General features: G+C 64.7%; 24 protein-coding genes. 13 read left to right on the plus strand and 11 right to left on the minus strand.

Annotated elements, in window-relative coordinates:
• Positions 1–7: 7 nt before the first annotated feature.
• Positions 8–1,180 carry a threonine/serine ThrE exporter family protein gene (locus RA21_RS00950; protein WP_039145565.1) on the plus strand — a complete coding sequence of 391 codons (1,173 nt, stop codon included), beginning with the start codon at positions 8–10 and terminating at the stop codon, positions 1,178–1,180.
• On the opposite strand, the gene RA21_RS00955 is transcribed toward RA21_RS00950, so the two are convergent.
• The 5 genes from RA21_RS00955 to RA21_RS00975 all read right to left on the minus strand — a co-directional run bounded on the left by RA21_RS00955 (position 1,177) and on the right by RA21_RS00975 (position 6,392).
• Positions 1,177–2,628 carry an HD-GYP domain-containing protein gene (locus tag RA21_RS00955; protein ID WP_019296752.1) on the minus strand — a complete coding sequence of 484 codons (1,452 nt, stop codon included), beginning with the start codon at positions 2,626–2,628 and terminating at the stop codon, positions 1,177–1,179. The two genes, RA21_RS00950 and RA21_RS00955, sit on opposite strands and share 4 nt — an antisense overlap.
• Before the next feature lie 220 nt (positions 2,629–2,848).
• Positions 2,849–3,112, minus strand: coding sequence for a cell division topological specificity factor MinE (minE, locus tag RA21_RS00960; RefSeq protein ID WP_019296751.1), 264 nt, complete (start codon positions 3,110–3,112; stop codon positions 2,849–2,851).
• Between the two features lie 2 nt (positions 3,113–3,114).
• On the minus strand, positions 3,115–3,963 hold the full coding sequence (gene minD, locus RA21_RS00965; RefSeq protein ID WP_039145567.1) for a septum site-determining protein MinD: 849 nt from the start codon (positions 3,961–3,963) through the stop codon (positions 3,115–3,117).
• Positions 3,963–4,712, minus strand: a complete 750-nt coding sequence (gene minC, locus RA21_RS00970) for a septum site-determining protein MinC (protein ID WP_039145568.1) — start codon at positions 4,710–4,712, stop codon at positions 3,963–3,965. Before minC ends, minD begins: the two co-directional genes overlap by 1 nt.
• 213 nt (positions 4,713–4,925) lie before the next feature.
• Positions 4,926–6,392, minus strand: coding sequence for an alkaline phosphatase D family protein (locus RA21_RS00975; protein WP_052257559.1), 1,467 nt, complete (start codon positions 6,390–6,392; stop codon positions 4,926–4,928).
• A 185-nt stretch (positions 6,393–6,577) separates the two neighbouring features.
• Between RA21_RS00975 and RA21_RS00980 the strand changes: the two genes are divergently transcribed.
• Positions 6,578–6,946, plus strand: coding sequence for a hypothetical protein (locus RA21_RS00980; protein ID WP_019296746.1), 369 nt, complete (start codon positions 6,578–6,580; stop codon positions 6,944–6,946).
• Between the two features lie 206 nt (positions 6,947–7,152).
• Here the strand turns inward: RA21_RS00980 and RA21_RS00985 are convergent, their stop codons facing one another.
• The 4 genes from RA21_RS00985 to RA21_RS01000 form a co-directional block, all read right to left on the minus strand.
• Positions 7,153–8,337 carry a vWA domain-containing protein gene (locus RA21_RS00985; protein ID WP_019296745.1) on the minus strand — a complete coding sequence of 395 codons (1,185 nt, stop codon included), beginning with the start codon at positions 8,335–8,337 and terminating at the stop codon, positions 7,153–7,155.
• A 19-nt stretch (positions 8,338–8,356) separates the two neighbouring features.
• Positions 8,357–8,524: a hypothetical protein gene (locus RA21_RS22780; RefSeq protein WP_019296744.1), complete on the minus strand. Its 168-nt coding sequence runs from the start codon at positions 8,522–8,524 to the stop codon at positions 8,357–8,359.
• A gap of 48 nt (positions 8,525–8,572) precedes the next feature.
• Entirely contained in the window at positions 8,573–9,934 is a 1,362-nt protein-coding gene (locus RA21_RS00995; protein WP_039145570.1) for a DUF2927 domain-containing protein, read from the minus strand.
• A 194-nt stretch (positions 9,935–10,128) separates the two neighbouring features.
• Positions 10,129–10,968: an AAA family ATPase gene (locus tag RA21_RS01000; RefSeq protein WP_039145572.1), complete on the minus strand. Its 840-nt coding sequence runs from the start codon at positions 10,966–10,968 to the stop codon at positions 10,129–10,131.
• A gap of 175 nt (positions 10,969–11,143) precedes the next feature.
• Here RA21_RS01000 and dksA point away from each other — a divergent pair, with 175 nt between their 5' ends.
• Together dksA and RA21_RS01010 are read left to right on the plus strand one after the other, a co-directional pair.
• Positions 11,144–11,566, plus strand: coding sequence for an RNA polymerase-binding protein DksA (gene dksA, locus RA21_RS01005; protein WP_039146440.1), 423 nt, complete (start codon positions 11,144–11,146; stop codon positions 11,564–11,566).
• A 104-nt stretch (positions 11,567–11,670) separates the two neighbouring features.
• Complete coding sequence (locus RA21_RS01010) at positions 11,671–12,837, plus strand: FAD-dependent monooxygenase (RefSeq protein WP_039145574.1); 1,167 nt, start codon at positions 11,671–11,673, stop codon at positions 12,835–12,837.
• A 108-nt stretch (positions 12,838–12,945) separates the two neighbouring features.
• Here the strand turns inward: RA21_RS01010 and xth are convergent, their stop codons facing one another.
• Positions 12,946–13,752: an exodeoxyribonuclease III gene (gene xth / locus RA21_RS01015; RefSeq protein WP_019296739.1), complete on the minus strand. Its 807-nt coding sequence runs from the start codon at positions 13,750–13,752 to the stop codon at positions 12,946–12,948.
• Positions 13,753–14,029: 277 nt separating this feature from the next.
• Here xth and RA21_RS01020 point away from each other — a divergent pair, with 277 nt between their 5' ends.
• From RA21_RS01020 to RA21_RS01030, 3 genes are all read left to right on the plus strand, one after another.
• Positions 14,030–14,782, plus strand: a complete 753-nt coding sequence (locus RA21_RS01020; RefSeq protein WP_241477367.1) for a DUF6749 family protein — start codon at positions 14,030–14,032, stop codon at positions 14,780–14,782.
• Positions 14,783–14,879: 97 nt separating this feature from the next.
• Positions 14,880–15,941, plus strand: a complete 1,062-nt coding sequence (locus RA21_RS01025; RefSeq protein ID WP_039145578.1) for a DUF6902 family protein — start codon at positions 14,880–14,882, stop codon at positions 15,939–15,941.
• Positions 15,941–16,858 (plus strand): DMT family transporter, encoded by a 918-nt coding sequence (locus RA21_RS01030; protein ID WP_019296736.1) that lies wholly within the window; start codon positions 15,941–15,943, stop codon positions 16,856–16,858. Before RA21_RS01025 ends, RA21_RS01030 begins: the two co-directional genes overlap by 1 nt.
• A gap of 112 nt (positions 16,859–16,970) precedes the next feature.
• Here the strand turns inward: RA21_RS01030 and RA21_RS01035 are convergent, their stop codons facing one another.
• Complete coding sequence (locus tag RA21_RS01035; protein WP_019296551.1) at positions 16,971–17,294, minus strand: HesB/IscA family protein; 324 nt, start codon at positions 17,292–17,294, stop codon at positions 16,971–16,973.
• A gap of 91 nt (positions 17,295–17,385) precedes the next feature.
• Between RA21_RS01035 and RA21_RS01040 the strand changes: the two genes are divergently transcribed.
• The 6 genes from RA21_RS01040 to RA21_RS01065 all read left to right on the plus strand — a co-directional run bounded on the left by RA21_RS01040 (position 17,386) and on the right by RA21_RS01065 (position 23,477).
• Positions 17,386–18,537, plus strand: coding sequence for a deoxyguanosinetriphosphate triphosphohydrolase (locus RA21_RS01040; RefSeq protein ID WP_039145579.1), 1,152 nt, complete (start codon positions 17,386–17,388; stop codon positions 18,535–18,537).
• 381 nt (positions 18,538–18,918) lie between these two features.
• Positions 18,919–19,311 carry a GFA family protein gene (locus tag RA21_RS01045; protein WP_039145581.1) on the plus strand — a complete coding sequence of 131 codons (393 nt, stop codon included), beginning with the start codon at positions 18,919–18,921 and terminating at the stop codon, positions 19,309–19,311.
• A 302-nt stretch (positions 19,312–19,613) separates the two neighbouring features.
• Positions 19,614–19,913, plus strand: a complete 300-nt coding sequence (locus RA21_RS01050) for a YciI family protein (protein WP_039146443.1) — start codon at positions 19,614–19,616, stop codon at positions 19,911–19,913.
• Positions 19,910–20,248: a YciI family protein gene (locus tag RA21_RS01055; RefSeq protein ID WP_039145583.1), complete on the plus strand. Its 339-nt coding sequence runs from the start codon at positions 19,910–19,912 to the stop codon at positions 20,246–20,248. The genes RA21_RS01050 and RA21_RS01055 overlap by 4 nt, the downstream gene beginning before the upstream one ends.
• Positions 20,249–20,413: 165 nt before the next feature.
• Entirely contained in the window at positions 20,414–22,159 is a 1,746-nt protein-coding gene (gene argS / locus RA21_RS01060; protein WP_039145584.1) for an arginine--tRNA ligase, read from the plus strand.
• A 118-nt stretch (positions 22,160–22,277) separates the two neighbouring features.
• Positions 22,278–23,477: an SPOR domain-containing protein gene (locus RA21_RS01065; protein WP_039145586.1), complete on the plus strand. Its 1,200-nt coding sequence runs from the start codon at positions 22,278–22,280 to the stop codon at positions 23,475–23,477.
• Positions 23,478–23,534: the final 57 nt, after the last annotated feature.

The raw sequence follows: 23,534 nt of genomic DNA on the forward strand, positions 1-23,534 counted from the left end.
CCGGCACATGGCACCGCTCTCACAGCTCCGCAATATCGCTGACACCGGCGAGACCCTGCACCGCAGCGGCTGTGCGCCCTACAAGATCGAGAAATACCTGCAGTTCTATGCCCGCAAACAGGGCATCAACGTGATTGTGCAGGCCACCCCCACCTCGATCTCCTGCCAGTTCCCGGACGAGGACAACCAGTTCATCATCCGCCGCCTGGACCCGGCCCAGATCAACCTCAGCCTGCTGGCGCGCACCATCATCCGCATCAACGCGGTGGAGGACCCGGGGATCGAGGAACCGGGCCGCTATCCCGGCTGGCTGATCATGCTTGCCAATATCGCCATCCCGCCCGCCTTCCTGACCCTGATCGGCAGCGCGCTAACCACCATTGCGCTCTCGGCGGTGCTGGGATTCCTGGTCTGGCTCTGCCAGCTGTTCTGCCGCGGCGACCGGGTGATCCTGGTCGAATTCCTGTCGGCGCTGGTCGCCGGTCTCACCGTATCGCTGGTCAGCAGCATGGGGGTGGAGGTGCCGGTCTGGGGCACCTGCATTGCCGCCATCGTGCTGTTCGTGCCGGGGCTGTCGATTGCCAACTCGCTGGAATGCCTCGCCTTTAACGACGTGATCTCCGGCTCCAGCCTGTTCGCCCAGTCGATCTTCGTGCTGATGAAGCTGTTTATTGGCATTTATATCGGCGTCAGCATCGGCTCCGCGCTCTGGGGGGCAACGCCGCATGTGGAGAACGTGAACGAGGTCTTGTGGTGGATGCCCTTTCTGGCACTGCCTGCACTGTCGTTTTCCATCGGCGTGATCTTCAATGCCCGGTTGGCTGATATCCTGCGGGCGCTGCCGGTCACTGTGCTGGGCATGTGGGGACCGCTCTACCTCGGCTTCGGCGGCGGCTGGATCGTCGGCACCTGGGTCACCGCCATGTGCATCACCCTTTACGGCACCTGGCTCGCCAAGACGCTGAACCTGACCGGCGCCATCTACATCGTGCAGGGCATCCTCATTCTGGTCCCCGGCAGCCGGGTGCTGATGAGCGCAACACAGTCGCTGTTCAACGAGACGTTGATGGCGGATGCCAGCATCGGCCTGTCGGCGCTTCTCATGTTCTCCGCCATCGTGGCGGGGCAGGGGACGGCACTGGCGCTTTATTCACAGAAGAACCGCAACCTCGCCAGCTAGGCGCTGCGCTCAGCCGCCGGCAGTTCCCATTCACCGCCAGTCAGGGGCGCGTCAGAGGCAGAGGGCCAGCCGCTGGCGGTCACCGCATCCTGCAGCGCAGCGTAACAGTCGGGATCGATGCCGGGGCCTGCCAAGTCATCCATGATGGCATAGGTCTTCTCCAGCGGCAGCGCCGCGCGGTAGGGGCGGTCGGCGGTCAGCGCATCAAAGATATCGGCCACCGCCATCACCCGCATTTCCTGGGTCAGGCGGCTGGCGTCCAGGCCATAGGGGTAACCCTTGCCGTCCAGCCGCTCGTGATGCGCCGCGCTCACATCCGCCAATTCGCGGAAGGCATGTATCCGGCTCAGTACCTCATGTCCCAGCACCGGGTGCCGCTTCATCAGGGCAAATTCCTCGTCCGTCATCTTGCCGGGCTTGTCCAGAATGGTGTTGGAGATCCCCAGCTTGCCGATGTCATGCAACAGCGCCCCGCGTACCATCCAGCGGCGCCGTTCCGGGGTGTACTCTAATTGGTCGCAGATCATGCCGGTATAGCGCGCCACCCGCTGCGAATGGCCGTGGGTAAAGGGGCTCTTGGCGTCGATCACCAGCGAGAACGCGCGGGCGATCTCATCCAGGTACTCCTCGTCAACGGCATGGATGTGCTGCGCCTGCGGGGTGGCAAAGACTTCCGCCTCCAGCCCGGGGTCCTGCAGGTCAGGCAGGAACCGCGGCCGCCGGAGCACCGCGGTGAAGACCGGCACCAGATCCGGGTCGAACCAGCTGCCTGCGCGCCGCTCCAGCTCCTCCGCGGCGGCCTCCGCCCCCAGATCGGTGGCAAAGACATCGGCCACCTGCGCCATCAGCGCAATGCGCGCGAACAGCGGGATCGCCTCGCCCTTCAGGCCCAGCGGCTGACCGCCGCCGTCCCAATGCTCATCCAGGCAGGCGATGCCCTCCGCCACATCCTCCGAGAACCGCATCTGCCGGGCAATCGCCGCACCGCGGTTGCAGCGGGTTTCGATCAACTCGCCTGCAATTTCAGTATTCTTTGCCAGCACTTGCTTCAGCGTCTTCAGCCGGGTCCAGGGCGCCGCATTGGCCGCAGTATTGCGCCAAAGGAACGCCAGCCCCTGGCGTACACCGCTGACGGTCTTGAAGCTGCGTTTGAAGGAAAGATCATCGGCCATATACAGCTGGCAGATGCGGGCGGCGTTGGAACTGCAGCCCAGATCCTTCATCAAGAGGGTGAAATAGAGATCAGAGCGCGCTTGCGGCGCCAGCCCCAGCTCTGCCGCCACCTGCATGCCGATCCAGCAGCAGCGCACGCAATGGCCCTTGGGCTGGCCTTCTGTCAGGTCCAGCGCATGGCTGAGCGCGCCCAGCAGTTCACCAAGCCGCAGGATGTCCTGCGGCGCGGCGGTGCCGGCCTGACCGGGACTGTAGGGAGAAGTGTAATGTGTCATGGGCCTTCTGCAGGGCAAGTGCGGAAGGCCCATGACAACACGGGCAGGGTTAACCTGCCCTGACCCGGCGCAGGATAGGGGTGGGGATTCTGCGCCGGATTTTCGTAAAATTTCCAGGGCCGCCGGATAGGCAGCCCCATGTTCTGATTTTGAGGGCCGCAGGAAGGCCGCCCTTGCCAGGATTTCCGGGGCGGGCAGCACCGCCCCAGGGGCCCCGGCCCTAGTTCACACCCAGTTTTCCCGGGAACTCTATGTTGATCTCCAGACTCGACAACTCGTCACCGCGCTCCATGCGGATGTCGATCGCCTCGTCGCCGATCTGCATGTGGCGGCGGATCACGTCCAGGATCTCGCGCTGCAATTGCGGCAGGCAGTCGGGGCGGGCGCCGCCGCTGCCGCTGCGCTCATGCGCCAGCAGGATCTGCAGCCGTTCCTTGGCGGTGCTGGCCGAGGCCTTGCGGGGGCGGAGGGAAAATCCGAACATTCTTACACCGCCCGCCGAAACAGCCGCTGCAGCAGCCCGCGGCGCGGGTCGGCGGCAATCCGCATCTCGATCTGCTCGCCGATCAGCCGGCCCACCGCATCCTCATATGCGGCCGCTGCCGCAGACGGATCATCCAGCACCACCGGCACGCCCAGGTTGGAGGCGCGCAGCACCGCCTTGCTTTCAGGAATGATTCCCAGCAGCGGCACCGCCAGAACTTCCAGCACGTCTTCCACCGTCATCATCTCGCCGCTGTCGACACGGGCCTTGTCATGGCGGGTAATCAGCACCTGCGCCTTCACCGGCTCGGCGCCGGTCTTGCCGGCCCGCTCGGTGATGCTGTTCAGGAGCCCCAGCACCCGGTCGCTGTCGCGAACCGAGGACACTTCGGGGTTGGTCACCACAATGGCCTCATCGGCGAAATGCATCGCCATCTGGGCGCCGCGCTCGATCCCTGCCGGGCTGTCGCAGATGATGTAGTCGAACTCCTTGCGCAGTTCATCCAGAACGGTCTCGACGCCCGCCTTGGTCAGCGCGTCCTTGTCGCGGGTTTGCGAGGTCGGCAGCACCGCCAGGTTCTCCAGGCGCCGGTCGCGGATCAGCGCCTGCTTCAGCTTGGCGTCGCCCTGAATGACATTGATGAAGTCGAACACCACCCGGCGCTCGCAGCCCATGATCATGTCCAGGTTGCGCAAGCCCACGTCGAAATCGATCACCACAGTCTTATGCCCGCGCCGCGCCAGCTCTGCGCCCACCGCCGCCGAGGTTGTGGTCTTGCCGACGCCGCCCTTGCCCGAGGTGACAACGATCACCTTGCCCAGCGGTTCTTCCAATGTCAGGTCCTTGCTCATTACAGTGCCTCCACACACAGCCGGCCATCGCGCAGGAAAACCTGTGCTGCGCGGTTCAATAGCTCCGGCTCCAAATTCTCGTTTGTCCGGTATAGGCCCGCCACCGCCAGCAGCTCCGCGTCCAGCCGCTGGCAGAAGATGCGGGCGCTCTCGTCGCCTTCGGCTCCGGCCATGGCGCGGCCCCGAAGCAGGCCGTAGACATGGATATTGCCGCGCGCGATCAGTTCCGCGCCGGAGCTGACGGGGCCAACCACCACCAGATCGCCGCCCTCGGCCACCACCGTCTGGCCGGAACGCACCGGCCGGGTGATCACTACATTTTCCGGCGGGCGCAGTTTCTTGGGGATTTCACGGCGGGTGCCGGGGCCAGTGTTCAGCGGCGCATCCTTGCCGCTGGCCAGCGTGATCAGCCCGGCGTCCTCTGCAGCAGCGGCCTGGGCGGGGGTGGCGTTCTGCACCCCGAACACCGCCAGGTCGCGGCTGCGCAGGCTGTCAGCCAGCGCCCGCAGTTCAGCAGGCCGGTTCAGCCCCGGCGCCTGCGCCAGATCCAGAATCAGCGGTGCACCGTCAAAGAAATGCGGGCTCCAGCGCAGCTGCGCGTCCAAGGCGGCATAAAACGCCTGATCCAGCGGCCCGTCCTCGGGGCGCAGGGCGACAGCAGTAAAGTAGCGCCCGCGGATCTGGAACGGCTTCACGCTGGCGGCAGGCGCGCTGCCACGGGGTTTTATGTCTTGATGCGGCACGCTCACGCGATGCTCCTGCTCGGGGATTGGCGGGTTTTGCTGCCGCGCCTTTTTCTCTTGGGTAGCCCTTGCGGGATACGCCGTTCAACCATGGCAGGGCGGGTTCGGCGGACAAGCGCCTGCGCTGTGCCAGAGCGGCGGATTTCCGCAGGCAATCCATCTGCGGTTGAGCAGAAAAGGGTTGCCGTTCCCGCTGCCGCCAGCTGCCGCTGTCCGGGTCTACAGGGCCAGCGGTGAGGACCGGCCCGAGGTCTCCAGCTCCCAGCTGGCGGACCAGTCTGCGCCCCGGCGTTCCAGCACCAGATAGTTGCGCTCCGCCGCATACCGCCCGGCCTGACCGGGGATTCTGCGGATGCGGATCGGGTGGCCGGGCAGGGGCGCATCGCCCAGCCACGAGAGCAGCCCCAGCGCCTTCGCCCAGGCCTTGGGCGGTGCCCGGTGGGAAATGCCGGAGGCCACCAGCTGGTGCAAAACCTTGCCGCCGCCAAGCGCCATCTCGCCCCGTGCGGCCAGGTGGATCTCGCCGGAAACGGCCGTGACCTCGTGCCCCTCTTGCGCTGCCATGTCCCGCAGCAGCCGCAGCATCCGCCGCCATGAGGCCCGGTGCGCCCGGCTCTGCCACTGGTCGCGCAGGTCGTCCTCGTATTTCTGCATCCGCGGGATCAGCACCATCAGGAATTCCAGCAGCGACAACCGCGGCCCCAGCAGCGGCACGCTGGACAGGATCAGGCTGCGCCCGGCAAAGCGTTTCTCTGCCGCTGCTTTCATCAACCGCCAGCCGCCCCGCGCCATCACCCGCCGTCGGCTGCGTTCGGAGCGCAGATCGGGCGCCAGCAGCCGCAGCCCCGGCGCCTCAACACGCCAGCCCAGATGGCTGCCTTCGGGATCGGCAAAACGGGCAGGCAGGTCCCCATCGCAGCAGCCGTGCTGAAACAGCAGCGCCGCCTCCCGTGCAGCGGAAAACAGCGTCTGGCCGACAGGGGAATAGGTGCGCGAACGGCGCAAGGACCCCCAGCCGTCGCAGATGTCGTGGTCGTCCCACTGCATCAGCGACGGCACCCGGGCTGCGATCCAAGCAAACTCCGGTGCGGTGTAGACTGCCAAGTAGCGCTGCAGGAAGCGCTCGCGCAGGTGGCGGCGTAGATCCGACAGGTCCTCGCGTGCGGGATCGCGGGGGAAGCGGCTTGGCCAGCCTTCGCTCAAGGGATGGCCGTCTGTCACCTCATCCGCATAGACTTGGTCACCGCCATGCAGCAGCAGCGAAAAGGGCGCGGTGTGGTGCTCTGCTCCCATTCTGGCCCACATCGCATTGCGCTCAGTTCCGTCGCGGTCCAGATCGCCATGCTCCTCCCCGTTGCATGAGGCGTAGGCAATCCTCAGATCCCCGGAAAACCCGCCGGCCAGCTCATAGCGTGTGCCGTTCCATTGGTAGGCGGAAGGGCAGTCCGCCGGCAGGCTGAACCGCGCCCGCAGCACCGTTTGGGTGCTGTACTCCGCCAGCGGCGCGGGATGCGCTTCTCCGCGGTCCAGCTGAACAGGCGGCAGAGCCGCGCCTTTGGGCGCGATGAACAAGGCGGCCAGATGCATCCGGCCATCGCGCAGATCATCAAGGATCAGGATCGGGCCGGTTATTCGGCCTGTTGCCGGGCCTGTTATCGGGCCTGTTGTACGGGTGCTGCTGCTCATGCCGTCACAGCACCTAGGTGCGGGCGGCGGCGCAATCAACCGCTGGCGGCATGACTTTGTGGGGTCGTCCGGGTCTGCGGCAGAATTGCCGGTGGCGCTTCCTGGGCGGGTGTGGTCTGACTGCCCCCATATTGCCCAGCCGCCTCCGGCCCGCCCGAAGGCGCGGATTTTTCAGGAGATTTGACATGCAATGGAGTTTTCTGGCCGCCGCCCTTCTGGCCGCCCTGTGGATGATTGTTCATGCCTTTGTGGGAGGCCGTGAATGCGCCCGTCCCCTGGCGCAGGACCGGCAGCTGCCGGATGTGGTGCGCGAGACCACGCTCTTGTGCTGGCATCTGGTCACCGGCTGCCTGGCACTGATGGCGCTATTCCTGTTCCTCGGCGCCCGCGGATATGACGGGCTGGCGCTGGCCGGAACTGCAATGGCCGCGATGATGGCGATGGTTGGCCTGCTTCTGCCGCCGCTGCGCCGGGCGGGTTATGGCCTGCTGCCGCAAGGGTGGCTGTTTGTGCCTGTGGCCGCTCTGGGCGCTTGGGGGCTGGCGGGCGGTTAGCGCCAGGTCAAACACCAGCGCGGCCCTCCCGCCCGTCCAGCGTGCATGCGGCATGCCCGCCGCCCGGTTGGGCCCGGCGCCGGAGCCGCGGCTCCGGCGCGCATCCTGCCCGCAGGGCAGGATGCCATACCCAAGGCTGCAAGGGGGTGCGGCATCAGCCGCAGCACCTGCAGGCGCGGGAGGGCTGCCGGGTTTGGGGAAATGACCTAGCGGCTCAGCTCCCGCATGCCGCGTTCCAGGCCGTCCAGGGTCATCGGCACCATCCGGTTTTCGAAAATCTCACGGATCATGCCGATCGAATGGGTGTAGTCCCAGTATTTCTCCGGCACCGGGTTGATCCACAGGTTCGACGTCCAGGCCTCCCGCGCGCGCTGCAGCCAGACCTGGCCCGCTTCCTCGTTCCAATGCTCATTGGCGCCGCCGGGATAGGCGATCTCGTAAGGCGACATCGAGGCATCGCCGACGAAGATGCACTTGTAATCCGGCCCGTAGGTGCGCAGCACCTCATGGGTCGGGGTCTTCTCGTTCCAGCGGCGCTTGTTATCGCGCCAGACGCCCTCATAGAGGCAATTGTGGAAGTAGTAGTATTCCAGATGCTTGAACTCGGCGCGGGCGGCAGAGAACAGCTCCTCCACCACCTGGATATGCGGATCCATCGAGCCGCCCACGTCAAGAAACAGCAAGACCTTCACCGCATTGTGCCGCTCAGGCCGGGTTTTCACGTCCAGATAGCCGTGCTCAGCAGTGGAACGGATGGTGCCGTCCAGATCCAGTTCCTCCTGCGCGCCCTCACGCACCCAGCGGCGCAGCCGCTTCAGGGCGACCTTGATGTTGCGGGTGCCCAGTTCCACATCGCCGTCGAGGTTCTTGAACTCGCGCTTGTCCCAGACCTTGACCGCGCGCTGATGGCGGCTCTTGTCCTGGCCGATGCGCACGCCTTCGGGGTTGTAGCCATAGGCGCCAAAGGGCGAGGTGCCCGCTGTCCCGATCCACTTGTTGCCGCCCTGATGGCGGCCCTGCTGTTCCTTCAGTCGCTCCTTCAGCGTCTCCATCAGCTTGTCGAAGCCGCCAAGCGCTTCGATCTCGGCCTTTTCCTCCGCGCTCAGATGCTTCTCGGCCATCTTGCGCAGCCATTCCTCGGGAATGTCCACCGCCTCCATCACGGCATCAGCAGGTATCGCCTCCAAGCCTTCAAAGGTGGCGGCAAAGGCGCGGTCGAACTTGTCGATGTTGCGCTCATCCTTCACCATCGCCGCGCGGGCGAGGAAATAGAACGCCTCGATGTCATAGGTGGCCAGCCCCGCCTTCATGCCTTCCAGGAAGGTAAGGTACTCGCGCAGGGAAACCGGAATGGACGCCTTGCGCAGGTTTTCAAAGAAGGGCTGGAACATCGCGGGCCTCTGTCAGCAGTTACGCCAGCACCCGGTGGGTCAGGATGGTTGCCAGCAGCCCCAGAATACCAAAGATAATGGCATAGACAGCCCCGTATTGCAGCATGTCCAGGGTGTTGCCGCCACGTTTGCGGGCCTTCAGGGCGCCAATCAGGCCGCCCAGCAGAACGCCGATGATTACGATCATGGTTCTATCCGTCTGTTGTCTTTCAGGGTCAGTTTCTTGCGGGCCGTATCAGGAGCCGGTGGGGCGCAGCGCCGCGACTTCCTCCAGCCGGGCCTCGACCACCCAGTCCGGGCCAAAGCCGTAACGCGCCCATCCCAGGCTGTCCAGCCTGACCCGGCGCGCCTCAACCTGGCGGCTCTCCAGCTCCAGCGCCTCTGCTTGCAGCATCAGCAGCGTCGACAGCAGGGCAGCGTTTTCATGCGCGGCCGCGGCAGCTGCGGCAGGTTTCAGCCGGGCCAAGGCCGAGGCGCCGTTGCCGGTTGCAACGTCATAGGCCGCCAGCTGCACCGCGACCTTGGCCTGGTGGATACCGGTTCCGGGCAGCCGCTTAAGGAAATCCTGCGCGGTCAGGAAATGCTGCAGTGCCAGCTCCGGCTCGCGGATGTGCAGCATCCGGCCCAGCGTATAGTGGCTCAGCGCCCGGCGGTGGTCGCTCCAGCCCAGGTCGCGGGCGATCTCTGCCGCCCTGTTGGCGGCGCGCAGCCGTTCCCGCAGGGACGCCTGCGGCCCCAGTGCCTGTTCATAAGCTGCGGCCCAGGCCCGCGGCGTGTCCGGCAAACCGGGCGCAGCGGCCCGTGCACCGCGCGGGTTCAGCCGGGCCAGGATGGCGGGCAGCCGGGCGGCAACCTGCTCCCGGCTCATGCCGGTTTTCAGCTCCGGCGCGTAGGTCGCCCGCAGGATCAGCATATCGAACCCGGTCAGCACCGCGTGCATGTTGTCGTCGTTGAAAACCGAATCCGGCAGCCGGTAGAGGTCATTCAGCGGCCCGATCGCCTGGGCGAGCTCCTCATGCAGGCAGTCGCGCACTTCCTGCGGGCTGGTGTCATTCGGAATGAACACCGCCAGCCGGTCCCGCTCGCGCAGCAAGGCCCAGTTGGTGCGCGGGCTGCGCCGGTTGCGCCGGTATTCCGCCAGCGAGGAGACATTGGGCACCACGAAACAGGCCGCCTTGGGCAGCGCCCGGCGGATCTCGTTCCGGGACACCATCTGAATGGTGATGCTGGCGGTCTCGCCAGCGACCCGGCGGATGGGAATTCCGGCCTCTGTGCGCAATCTGGCCAGCAACGCGTTCAGCTCGCGGCTGAAGCCGGGGGATGGCGTGCCGGTCACGCGCAGGGTGATCTGGGTCTCGAACCGGGTGAACTGGGGCAGGGTGCTGCCGCCCTCCAGCTGGAAATGCAAATCCAGGAAGTCGCGGGCGATTTCCGCGTTGGCGCGCTGCGGAGCTTGCGGGCGCGGTGTGGTGAACACCTTGACCGGCGGCAGCGCCAGCGTCGCGGCAGCGGCGCGGGTCGGGGCCTCGACACGGGGCACGGGGGCCGTGCAGGCGGCAAGGGCAAGCGCTGCCAGAACACCTGCAGCCGCCTTCATAAGGCTGCACCCGCCGCTGCGGGGCTTCGTTTCCGGCTTGATAGTTGCGTCCGCGGGCACTCAGGCGTCTCCTGCTGGCCCGGCTGTCTCAGCCCGGCCCTGTTTCCTCTGATAGGGGAATGCATCAGCAATTTGAAGCGAAACAGGCAGACGCCGGGCAAAGCGCCCGCCGCCTGTGGCATCAGGCCGTGCCCTCAGCGCCGCCCGCGCGCCATAAAGGCCAGGCGTTCGAACAGATGCACGTCCTGCTCGTTCTTCAAGAGCGCCCCGTGCAGCTTGGGCAGGGCATTGGCGCCGTCCCGCGCAATGTCCTCCGGGCTCAGGTCTTCGGCCAGCAGCAGTTTCAGCCAGTCGATCACCTCAGAGGTCGAGGGTTTTTTCTTCAAGCCTTGCGTCTCGCGGATCTCATAGAACTGCGTCAGCGCCGCGGTCAGCAGCGCCTCCTTGATGCCCGGGTGATGCACCTCGACGATTTTCTTCATCGTTTCCGCATCCGGGAAGCGGATGTAGTGGAAGAAACAGCGGCGCAGGAAGGCGTCGGGCAGCTCTTTTTCGTTGTTGGAGGTGATGATCATGATCGGGCGGTGCTTCGCCTTGATCGTCTCGCCGGTCTCGTAGACGTGGAACTCCATCTTGTCGAGCTCCTGCAAGAGGTCGTTCGGAAACTCGATGTCAGCCTTGTCGATTTCGTCAATCAGCAGCACGACCTTCTCGTCCGCCTCAAACGCTTCCCACAGCTTGCCCTTGCGGATGTAGTTCTTCACGTCATGCACGCGTTCTTCGCCCAGCTGGCTGTCGCGCAGGCGGCTGACGGCATCGTATTCATAGAGACCTTGCTGGGCACGGGTGGTGGACTTCACGTTCCACTCGATCATCCGCAGCCCCAGCGCTTCTGCAACCTGCTTGGCCAGCTCGGTTTTGCCGGTGCCGGGTTCACCCTTGACCAGCAGCGGCCGCTCCAGCGTCACCGCCGCATTTACCGCCACCTTCAGGTCGTCGGTTGCAACATATTCCTTAGTGCCCTGAAATCGCATATCTTTCCCGTCTCAGCCGTGGTTGCCGTCTTGTTATCACGGTTTTAACCAAACAGCGCCACTATTGTGTAGTGACATTCCTGTCCGATAGGGATAAACGCTGCGGCAGAGGGGGATCCAAAGTGTTGAGGTATAGTTTATGACCAGCATGATGGGCCAGACCGAAGGAGCCGAAATGAAGCAAGAAGTGTTTCTGCCGGACGACTACCGACCGGCTGAAGATGAGCCGTTCATGAATGAACGGCAGACTGAATATTTCCGACGCAAGCTATTGGAATGGAAGCAGGACCTGCTGGCGGATACCCGCGACACGATTGAGGGGCTGCAGGACAGCACCCGCAACATTCCCGATGTCGCCGACCGCGCCAGCGAAGAGACCGACCGCGCGCTGGAACTGCGCACCCGCGACCGCCAGCGCAAGCTGGTCGCCAAGATCGACTCGGCCCTGCGCCGCATCGACGAGGGCGAGTACGGCTACTGCGAAGTGACCGGCGATCCGATCTCGCTGAAACGCCTGGATGCGCGTCCGATTGCAACCATGAGCCTGGAAGCGCAGGAGCGCCACGAGCGCCGCGAAAAGGTCCACCGCGACGATTAACCGCTGATTTTGGCGGCAACAACGCGACAAACATTGACGCCGGGGCCTTTTGCTCCGGCGTTTTTTGTTTCATTGGGGGCAGGCGGAGAATCTGCGGGAGCCCCATGGACCTCAAAGGCCTGAAAATAACCGTCATCGGCGCCGGCATCGGCGGTCTCGCGGCAGCGCTGTCGCTGCGCCGCTTCGGGGCGTCCGTCACCGTGCTGGAACAGGCCGAGGCGATCTCCGAGGTCGGCGCAGGCCTGCAGATCACCCCCAATGGCGTGCAGGTGCTGAAGGCGCTGGGGCTGGCGGATGATCTGGCCTGGTGCTCGCAGCGCGCGCGCGCCGTGGTGCTGCGCGGCCACCGCCGCGGCAAGCAGGTGCTGCGGCTGGATCTGGACGAATACGCCGCCGGGCTGCCCTATTACTTCGTGCACCGCTCCGACCTCATTGGCATCCTGGCCGGTGCTGCCCGGCGCGAAGGCGTGCAGGTGCGGCTGCTGCAAAAGGCAGAGCGCATCGAACCCGGTCCGCAGCCGGCCGTTCACCTGGTGAACGGTGCCCAGTGCGGCGGCGATCTGGTGGTCGGGGCCGACGGGCTGCATTCGAAAACCCGGGTGGCATTGAACCGAGAGCGCAAACCCGCCTTCACCGGCCAGGTCGCCTGGCGCGCCACGGTGCCCAACCACCTGAACCTGCCGCCGGAGGCGCAGGTGTTCATGGGGCCGGGGCGGCACCTGGTGGCTTACCCTTTGCGCGATGGCAGCCTGATGAACCTGGTCGCGGTGCAGGAGCGCCGGGCCTGGGCTGAGGAAGGCTGGAACCTCAAGGACGACCCCGCCAACCTGCGCGCCGCCTTCCGCGGTTTCGGCGGCAATGCTGCGGCGCTCTTGGAGGCGGTGGAGGAGGTGCTGCTGTGGGGGCTGTTCCGCCATCCGGTGGCAGAGCACTGGTTTGGCGAAAACACCGCCATTCTTGGCGACGCCGCGCATCCGACGCTGCCTTTTATGGCGCAAGGCGCCAATCTGGCGCTGGAGGATGCCTGGGTGCTGGCACGTTCCCTGCAAGAGGCAGCGGGGCTGAAATCCGGCCTGATGATGTACCAGGAGCGCCGCCGCGCGCGGGCAGAGAAGGTGGTGCAGGCCGCCAGCAACAACGCCTGGAAATACCATCTGCGCGCGCCGCTCAGCTGGCCTGCGCACCAGGTGCTGAAACTGGGCGGCCGCTTTGCCCCGGACCGCATGGTCAGCCAGTTCGACTGGATCTACCGCCACGACGTCACCGCCTGAATCAGGCCGGGGGCTGGGCGGGGGAGGCTCCCGCCCGTCGCGGTTTCATTGAAAATGAACCGCTCCCGTTGGGCGTGGCGCCGCGCTGACGCGCGGCGCGGGTTGTGTTCAGATGTCCAGGTCGACCCAGACCGGAACATGGTCGGACGGCTTTTCGCGGCCCCGCACATCCTTGTCGATCTGGCAGTCCCGCAGCAGGTCAGCGGCCTGCGGCGTGAGCAGGAAATGGTCGATGCGGATGCCGTCGTCGCGGTTCCAGGCGCCGGCCTGGTAATCCCAAAAGGAATAATGCCCCGGCCCCTGGTGCCGCGCCCGGAACGCCTCGGTGAAGCCCAGGTTGACGATCCGCTGAAACGCCGCACGGCTTTCCGGACGGTGCAGAGCGTCCTCGCGCCAGGCCTCCGGGCGCTTGGCGTCCTCGGCCTGCGGGATGATATTGTAGTCCCCGGCCATCAGCGCGGGCATCTCTTCGGCCATCAGCGCCGCGGCGCGGGTCTTCAGCCGCTCCATCCAGGCCAGCTTGTAGGCGTATTTGCCGCCCGCCACCGGGCTGCCGTCTGCCTCCAGCTCCACCGGGTTGCCATTCGGCAGATACAGGCCGCAGATCCGGATCGCCTGCTTGCCCACCACGGTGGCCTCGATCCAGCGCGCCTGTTCGTCGCTGTCGTCGCCGGGCAGGCCGCGGCTCACATCCTCCAGAGGCAGCTTGGACAGGATTGCCACGCCATTGAAGCTCTTCTGGCCGTGGGTTTCGACGTTGTAGCCGCGCTCCTCGAAGATCTCGCGCGGGAAGGCCTCATCCACTGACTTGATTTCCTGCAGCAGCACCACATCGGGCTGCGCCTCATCCAGCCAGTCCGGCAGCGCCTGCGCCCGGGCCTTGATGCCATTGATGTTAAAAGTGGCGATTTTCATGGCTTGCCTCCGGCGCAGAATTCTTTATTCGGGGCCGATCTATCGCTGAATCAGCGTCCCGGGGCAAGCCCGATGCGCGATTCGCGAATCACCTTTGGCGCTGCGACTCACTGGCGTTTTGCACAGGTGAAAAATACCCCTCAGGTTGAGTTTCTTTATTTTGCAATAATATACGTGTGAATAACACGGTGAATAACCTGTGGATGAATTGAAATAACTGAAATTGCGCAAAAAATAGCGGGTTGAAGTTAAAGTAAATGAAACTACAAAATACAATGTGAAATTGCATTTTATGTTTGCGCTGCGCGGCGCCCGTGCCAGCGTCAAGGAGCCTTTTGTCCTTAACGAATGGGGTTCCAAAATGACTGCTCAGCGTAAAATCCAGACCATCCGCGCCACCCGCCCGGCCGCAGGCGCCAGCCTGTTCGAGGGCGATGCAACAGAGATGTTCTCCTCCGGCTCCGCGCCTGAACTCAATGCGGGTCTGTCAGCAGGGGAAGGCGTTTCGCTGTTCTCCTCGGGCTCCATGCCGCAGACGGCAGAGAGCTGGGCAGGCGGGGAAACCGGGCTGTTCTCCAGCGGTTCGGCGCCGTCGGCCTGCAGCGAAACCGCGGCTGGCGATCTGGTGGAGATGTTCTCCTCTGGCTCCGCCCCTGCCGCCCGCGCTGACACCTCAGCGGGGGATTTGGTGCAGATGTTTTCTTCCGGGTCTGCACCCTTAAATCAATCTGAGGTTGCTTCCGGCAATTTGACTGAACTGTTTTCTTCTGGCTCCGCCCCGGCAATGGGAAATGAAACCGCCTCCGGCGATCTGACGGAAATGTTCTCGTCAGGCTCGGCCCCCGCGGCACAGGCCGGAACCGGCGCGGGCGAGGGGGTGGAAATGTTCTCCTCCGGCTCCGCTCCGGCCGCCACTGCAGAGGCGGGCGCGGGCGAGGGGACGCATCTGTTCTCCTCCGGCTCCGCTCCGGCGGCTGAGGCCCGCACCAGCAATGGCGACGCAACCCGGCTGTTTTCCTCCGGCAGCTGACCGGACCGGGGCCGGCCTCCCTCCCGGCCCCTGACCATCGGCGGTCCCGTATCCGGGGCCGCCCTTGCCGCGCCGCACATACCCGCAGGAGGTTTCCATGGCCCAGATCATCCCGTTCTTCTCACCTGCTGCCCGCCAGTCCCGGGCGGCTGCGCATGCTGCGCTGATCGGCGGTTTCGCCGCACAGCGGCGCACCCAGGAAGACGTGTTCTGGCTCAAGGAAAACGCCGAGCTGTTGAATATTCTGGAATGCACCAGAGCCGATGTTGCCGCTGAGGCCCTGGCGCCCTTGCAGGGGTTCTACGACGGTGCGGCGCGGCATATCAGTTTCTTCCGCCAGTATTACCGCTTCATCCTGTCGATCTGCCTGGATCTGGAAGACTTGGGTCATCCCGGGGAGACCGGCGCGCAGCTGGCCGCATGGATCCGCGCCGAAGGGCTGGCGCAGGCAGAGCTGTCCGACCTGCAGCGCGCCGAGGCCCGCCGCCTTTTGGCCCGCCGCGGCGAGACCCTGCAGGACGATGGGTTGGACGACCGGCTGCGCGCTTTCATCTCGCGCCCGGAAACCTTTGCGATTCCAAACAAAAAAGCCGCTTACGAGCTGACCCACATCGTCTTTTACCTGTCGGAATACGGCCGCCGCGACCCGCAGCTGCCGCAGGCGGCGCTGACCAGCCTGGAATTTGCGGGGCTGGTGGCCTTCCTCGACCAGAACGCTGATTTGCTTGCCGAAATCTGCATTGCGTTGCGCTATGCCGGCCAGCAGCCGCCCGCCGCCTGGGAGGGCTGGCTTGACAGGCATGTATCCGCCTTTACTCTATCAGAGCGAGAATTTTCTGGACTTCATGATTCTTATCACGAGTATTTTGTTGTTAACTGGCTCATGATCCTGTCCGGGCGAAAACCCTTCCGGCAGGCGGTTCCCGCGGGGGGCGTGCATGTGTCAGCTGTGCGGGGAGGAAGTATCTTGAGAAGCCTTTCAGAAGCAGTATTCGAGGCCGGAATGGCCCAGTCAGGCTGGAGTGCCGTCAAGCGGCGCACCGAGGCCATGCTGAACGAGGAAGAACACGGGCTGCTGAGCGCGGCCGAACGCAGCTGCGCCGGCTTTGCCCATTTCTTTGAAGGATTTGCCCGGGCGGGCAGCGCGGGGGCAGCGTGATGGGCTGTTCGCGAAACCAGGCTCTGGGCGGGGCCATGCTGGTGGTGGCCTATACTGGTCTGATCGCCTCTGCTGACGGGATCACGAAACTTTTGGCGGGCCAGTATGCGGCGGCGCAGCTTTACGCGCTGTCAGGGGCCATGGTGGTCGGATTCTGCCTGCTGGCGGACCGGCTCCCCCGGCTGCGCGGCGGCTTCCGCACCCGCTGCCCGCGGGCGATGGCGCTGCGCTCTGTGGCGACGCTGATTGCCGCTGTCTGTTTTTTCTATGCGTTCCGCCTGCTGCCCTTTGCCGAAGTGTTTGTCTTCATCGGACTGATGCCGCTTTTGGCGGGGGCGATGTCCGGCCTTGTGCTGAAGGAGCCGGTGCGCCCGGCGGCCTGGATTGCGCTGCTGGCTGGCTTTGCCGGGGTGCTGTTCCTGCTGCCCCATGGCGGTGACGGCAGCCATTCCGCAACTGGTCATTTCGTGGCCTTCGCGGCGGTGGTGTCCGGCACGTTTTCCATGACCATTGCACGGTTTATCGGCCGTTATGAAAGCAACGCGCTGGCGCAGGTGTTTTATCCGAACCTGACGCTGTGCGGTGCGATGCTGCTGGCGCTGCCATTTGTCTGGGTGCCGATGCCGCTGGCGGATGTTGCTTGGGCGGCAGCCTATGCGTTCCTGCTGTTCGGTGCGCGCTGGCTCCTGGTGGTGGCGCTGCGTCTGCTGGCCTCCTACGCCGTGACGCCGCTGATGAATCTGCAGTTCATCTGGATGGCAGTGATCGGCGCGGTGTTCTTTGGGGAGTTTCCGCCGGCCTCCACTTACTTGGGCGGCGCCATCGTTATTGCCTCCGGCCTCTATCTGGTCTGGGACCAGTTCGCACCCGCGATGCCGCGGCTGCGCAGTGCCGGGCGGCTGCAGACGGATCCGTGACATCTGGCTGAGAGGGTGCCGCGCCCCGCGAGGGGCGCCGGAATTATGCGATAATTCCGGCTCGGAAAACATCTGTTTTCCGGGCCGTTTTCCGCGCCGGTAAACGGCGGGATTACATGGAGAACGAGGTGCCGCAGCCGCAGCTGGAGGTGGCGTTGGGGTTTTCGATGGTAAACCGCGCGCCGATCAATTCCTCGGTGAAGTCGATCACCGCGTTTTCAAGGAACGGCAGGGAAACACTGTCGACGACAACTTTTTCGCCCTGGCCTTCGAGCACCAGATCGTCGTCCTTTGCCTCATCCAGAGCAATCTCGTACTGGAAGCCGGAGCAGCCGCCGCCTTCCACCGCGACACGCAGCGCCTGGCCCTGGTCCGCGGCGCCGATCTCGGCCAGCCGGGCAAAGGCGCGGTCTGTGACTTTGGGGGGCAGGTTCATCAGCTTTCTCCACGGGCGTAGGTTGCAGCGCAAAGCTTTATATAGAAAGGTGCAATTCAGGCGGCAAGATTTGTAAGGGAAAAGATTTCATATGCATGCGCCTTATGCCACGATGCCGGACCGCAGCCGCGGGCGGCAGGTGCCGGAGGAGGAGAGCTCCTTTCGTTCCCCCTACCAGCGCGACCGCGACCGGATTATCCACGCCAGCGCCTTCCGGCGGCTGAAACACAAGACCCAGGTGTTCGTGGAGCATGAGGGCGACAATTACCGCACACGTCTGACCCATTCGATCGAGGTCGGGCAGGTGGGCCGCACCATTGCCGGCGCGCTAGGGCTGAACCAGGAGCTGACCGAGGCAGTGGCGCTGGCGCATGACCTGGGACACACGCCGTTCGGCCACACTGGCGAGGATGCGCTGCATGCGCTGATGGCGCCTTATGGCGGCTTTGACCACAATGCCCAGGCGATCCGTATCGTGACCTGCCTGGAGCGCCACTACGCCGAGTTTGACGGCTTGAACCTGACCTGGGAAACCCTTGAAGCGATTGCCAAACACAATGGCCCTGTGGTGGGGGAGCTGCCCTGGGCGCTGGCCGAATGCAATGCCGCCATCGACCTGGAACTGCACACCCATGCCAGCGCCGAGGCGCAGGTGGCGGCGCTGTCCGATGACATCGCATATAACAACCACGACCTGCATGATGCGCTGCGGGCCGGGCTGTTTACCGACGGTGACTTGGCGCGGCTGCCGCTCTTGGACAGGGCCTATGGCGCGGTGGACCGGAAATACCCCGGCCTTGATCCCAACCGCCGCCGGCATGAGGCGCTGCGGCGGTTCTTTGGGTTCATGGTGGAGGATGTGATCAACACGGCCCAGCACTTGCTTGCGGAATCCGGCGTGCAAAGCGTCGAGGAGGTCCGCGGTCTGGGCCACCCGGTGGTGAAATTCTCCGATCCGCTGTGGCGCGACCTGAAGGAGATCCGCGCCTTTCTGTTCACCCGCATGTACCGGGCGCCCTCTGTGATGGAGAAGCGGGCCAAAGTTGCCAAGGTGGTGGAGGCGCTGTTTCCCTATTTTCTGGACAATCCGCAGGACATGCCGGAGCGCTGGCACGCGGAGATTGCGGCCGCACAGGACCGCACCGCGCTGGCGCGGATCGTCTCGGATTACATCGCCGGCATGACCGACCGTTTTGCCCTGCAGCTGCATGAGCGGCTGATCGGAGTGAAGGTCGAGGTGTAAGGGCTTCGGGCTGCTGCTGTTTTGCTGTACTTCAGTCTGCGTGCCTTTCAAGGGTTGGTTAAAGATGGCGGCGCCGCCAACGGGGGCGGAGGGTAGGGCCGGAACGCCAGCGCGCCCCGGGTCCGGTCAAAAGCTTCATCACTCAGACGTCCCTGCACCTTTTGTAGAGGTGGTCTTGGGGATCCTGGTCTCCTGTTCGCACGGGGTGCCAGACCCGCGCCTTGTGCTGCAGCGGGGGCGACTGTCGCATAGTCCGGTTAAGGACCGGAAAGCGGGGCGTGCGGTGCTGACAGTGTTTGCGCAACGCCCTGTGGCGGCTTGTTTGGCAACAGGTGTTCCTGTAATGTTCTCATTAAATTCATGTTAGAGAGGATAGCCGGAATGATTGAGGGAAGCTGCTGCTGCGGCGCGGTCAGGTTTGAATTGCTGGCGCAGCCCGCTTTGATGGGCACCTGCCACTGCTCGCGCTGCCGCAAGGCCGGGGCCAGCACTATTGTCTTTGTGAAGAAAAAGGACTTGCACTGGGTGGCGGGCAAGGAGGAAGTGGCGCTGTATCAGCCTGCGCCGCCCTATAAATACGGCCGCTGTTTCTGCCGGATCTGCGGCAGTTCCTTGGGGGAAATCCTGTCGGAGGAGGAAAGCTTCCCGGTCGCCGCCAATGCGCTGGACGGGGCGCTGGAGGTGGCAAACAGCTTTCATGAGTTCGTTAGTGAGAAGCCCGGCTGGTACGAAATCTGCGACGGGGCAAAGCAGTCGGAGGGGCATCCTTCGTAGGACAAGGACGTTTTCAGCCCCGAGTCCGGTAAATCCTGTCACGGTGTTGCAAGGGACGAGGGGGGGTGCTCAGGGGGCAATTTTGATCGGGCCGCTTGAGGCCAGGTCTGCGCCTGCCTGCCCTCCGGCAGGCGCATTCGTGCCAGCCCAAGCAGGCGCAGACCCATCTGCAGTGCCCCTCCGGCCTTTCCGGGTATTCTGAAAACCCGCCAAATTGGCCGTAAGCCGTGTTATGATCTGGCCCTATGATGCCGCGGGGCATCGGCGTTATCCGCGAGGGGAGGCATAACGAGGGGAAAGCCATGGCACGCTGGACCGTCACATTCACGGACAAGCCCGAAATGGACCGGGTGCGCAGCGACAAGAAGCGGCGCGAGGCGCATATCGCCTATGTGCGCGCACGGCCTGAGCTGCAGATCGGCGGCGCGCTGGCGATGCGGCCAATGCAGGACTTCCCGGGCGCGATCTGGAACGTGGAGGCTGAAACCCGCCAGGATGTGGAACGGCTGATCCTGCAGGACCCGTATTACGTGGCTTCCTTGCGCACCTATAAAATAACCGAATGGGGCACCGCCTCCGCCATCCAGGGGATGTTTTCATGACCGCCGCCCGTGAAGCCCGCAAATCCGCGCCCGCTCTCACCCGCTGGGCCGTGCTGTTCCGCGATGCGCCTGCGATGATGGATGTCCGCGCCGACAAGGCCCGGCGCGATGCCCATGTGGCCTATGTCGAGGATCATCCGGAACTGCGCATCGGCGGCGGGTTGAAGCCGGACACAGATGGTGATTTCTGCGGCGCCTTGTGGATTGTCGAGGCCGAGGACCGGATCGAAGTGGAGCATCTGATCCATGGCGATCCGTTTTACGTGCCCGCCTTCCGCTCCTACGAGATCTTCACCTGGGGCAAGATCCTGGAAGACCGCACCGCGGTGTTGTGAGGCGCGCGCCGCGGCAGCGGCGCAATTTTCTTGAGGAAGAAAATTGGCTGGAAAATTCGAATTTTCCGGTGCCGCCTGCCTGAGGGTCCGGGCAGCCTTTGCAATCCTGTTGACCCTTCCGGCGGCCCCCGGTATCCGCAGTGCTGAACAGTTGGGACGCCAGACATGAACCTCTTTACCGATATCCGCACGCTTGTGATTGACAGCCTGACCGCCATGACCGGCGAAGGCGCGCTGCCCGAGGGGCTCGATTTTGCCAATGTGGCGGTGGAGCCGCCGCGTGATGCCGCCCATGGCGACATGGCAACAAATGCGGCGATGGTGCTGGCCAAGCCCGCCAAGATGAAGCCGCGCGACATTGCCGAGGCGCTGGCGGCCAAGCTGGCCGCGGATGAGCGGATCACCTCGGCTGAGGTGGCAGGCCCTGGCTTCCTCAACCTGCGGCTGGCCCCCGGCGTCTGGCAGGCGGTTCTGAAATCAGTCCTGGACGCAGGCACGGATTTCGGCCGCTCGGACATGGGCGCGGACAAGCGCGTGAACGTGGAGTATGTCTCTGCCAACCCGACCGGTCCGCTGCATGTGGGCCACACCCGCGGCGCGGTCTTTGGCGATGCGCTGGCGGCGCTGCTGGCCTATGCCGGTTATGACGTCACCCGCGAATACTACATCAACGACGGCGGCGGCCAGGTCGATGTGCTGGCGCGCTCTGTCTACCTGCGCTACCTGGAGGCGCACGGTCAGGAAGTGGCCTTTGCTGACGGCACCTATCCGGGCGACTATCTGGTCCCGGTGGGGCAGGCGCTGAAGGACAAGGTGGGCGATGCCTATGTCGGCAAGGGCGAAGACGTCTGGCTGGCCGAGGTGCGTGAATTCTCCACCGATGCGATGATGGAGCTGATCCGCGAGGACCTGGCCCAGCTCGGCATCAAGATGGACAAGTTCTACTCCGAGAAGTCGCTCTATGGCACCGGCAAGATCGAGGCGGCGCTGGCCAGCCTGGAATCCAAGGGGCTGATCTATCAGGGCGTGCTGGAGCCGCCGAAGGGCAAGAAGCCCGACGATTGGGAGCCGCGCGAGCAGACCCTGTTCAAATCCACCGATCACGGCGACGACGTCGACCGGGCGGTGAAGAAATCCGACGGCTCCTGGACCTATTTCGCGCCGGATATCGCCTATCACTTCGACAAGGTGGAGCGCGGCTTTGACGAGCTGATCGACATCTTCGGCGCCGACCATGGCGGTTACGTCAAGCGGATGAAGGCGGCGGTTTCGGCGCTCTCCGACGGCAAGGTGCCGCTGGATATCAAGCTGTGCCAGCTGGTGAAGCTGTTCAAGGACGGCCAGGAATTCAAGATGTCCAAGCGGGCAGGGACCTTTGTCACCCTGCGCGATGTGGTGGATGCAGTGGGCGCCGACGTCACCCGCTTCATGCTGCTCACCCGCAAGAACGACCAGGGCTTCGACTTCGACCTCGACAAGGCGCTGGAGCAGTCCAAGGACAACCCGGTGTTCTATGTGCAATACGCCAACGCGCGGATCTGCTCGACCCTGCGCAAGGCGGAGGAGCAGGGCATTGCCGCAAATGACGCCACCCTGAACGCTGCCGACCTCAGCCTGATCGCCGATCCGGCGCAGCTGGCGGTGGCCAAGAAGCTGGCCGAATGGCCGCGCCAGGTGGAAATCGCCGCCCGCACCCATGAACCGCACCGGGTGGCCTTCTATCTCTACGATCTCGCGTCTGAGCTGCACGGGCTCTATCACCTCGGCAAATCCAATGAGGATTTACGCTTTGTTAAGGAGAGCAGCCAATCGGCAACACATGCGAATTTGGCGCTGGCGCGGGCCGTTTCCGTTGTCATTTCCGCAGGTCTTGGTATTCTTGGCGTGAAACCGGCAGAAGAGATGCGATAACCAAAGGGGCCTGCCCCCTGAGGGAATAAATCACACATTCCGCCGGACTGAGGCAGTTCAAGAGACTTGGGGTGCAGCACCGGTTCAGGTGCTGCCGAACCGAGCAGTGAGGCGGACAATGGCGTATTTTGCGCAGGCGGGCCAGGGCCACGCCTATTCACAGGGCGATGGCCGGCAGCAGGACACCGCAGCTGGCGGCTCTTACGGGCAGCAGTACTCCGATCAGACCTATGCAGGGCAGCAGTATACCGGGCCTGGCGCTGAACCAGCCTATGGCTATGAAGACCCGGCCTATGGCTATCAGTCAGAGGGGCAGGGCTACGGCGCGGATGAGAACGCGGCCTATGCCGCGGCGCCTGCGGGGCTGCGGGCGCGGTTTTCCAAATCCTTGAGCATTCTGGGCGCGGTGGCCTCCATCGCGCTGGTCGCGGGCGTCGGCTTCTGGGGCTACAAGCTGGTGATGCGCGACGTCAGCGGTGTGCCGGTGGTGCGTGCCGCCGAAGGCCCGATGCGTGAACAGCCCGCAAACCCGGGTGGCAGCCAAGCCGACCATCAGGGGCTGGCCGTGAACGCAGTGGCCGCCCGCGGCAGCGCCGAGGCGCCCGCCGACCGGCTGACCCTGGCGCCCTCTGCCATTGAACTTACAGAAGACGACAAACCGCTGCCGGAACTGGCGGCAGAGGCCGCGCCGGTTGCGGACGTGCCCGCCGCCCCGGCAGAACCGGAGGCCCCAGCAGCCCTTGGCGCCGAGACAGGTGTCAGCGAGGAGGCAGTGGCGTCCTTCCAGAACGGCGATATCGATGCGCTGGTGGCGGAGCTTGCGCGCGAGGCCGAGGATGTTTCCGCGGCGGTGCCTGCCTCGGCAGCCGCGCCCGCGATTGTGCAGCCGGAGCCGCTGCAGCCTGCGCTGGCCGCTGCCACGGTTTCTCCGGCGCTGCTGAATGCGCCCGGCGTCAAGGTCTCGCTGCGGCCCTCGGCCCGGCCCGCACGGTTCAGCCCGGCTCCGGCCGCTGCCGCGCCGGCAGCGCGTGCCGGAACCGTGGATGTGGACCCGGCAACCCTGGCGGCCGGCACCCGTCTGGCGCAGCTGGGCGCCTATGAAAGCCCCGAGGTGGCGCGCGCCGAATGGGACCGCATCAGCGCCCGTTTCCCGGAGTATCTGGAAACCAAGCAGCGGGTGATCCAGCGCGCCGAAAGCGGCGGCCGCACCTTCTACCGGCTGCGGGCGATGGGCTTTGACGGGCTGTCGGATGCGCGCAGGTTCTGCTCGGCGCTGGTTGCAGGCAATGCCGATTGCATTCCGGTAACCACCCGGTAACAGTACAGATGGCAGACTAGTGTTCCGCCCGGCCCGCGAGGCCGGGCAGCGCCCGTC

The organism is Leisingera sp. ANG-DT (assembly GCF_000813785.1).
Taxonomy (GTDB): Bacteria; Pseudomonadota; Alphaproteobacteria; order Rhodobacterales; family Rhodobacteraceae; genus Leisingera.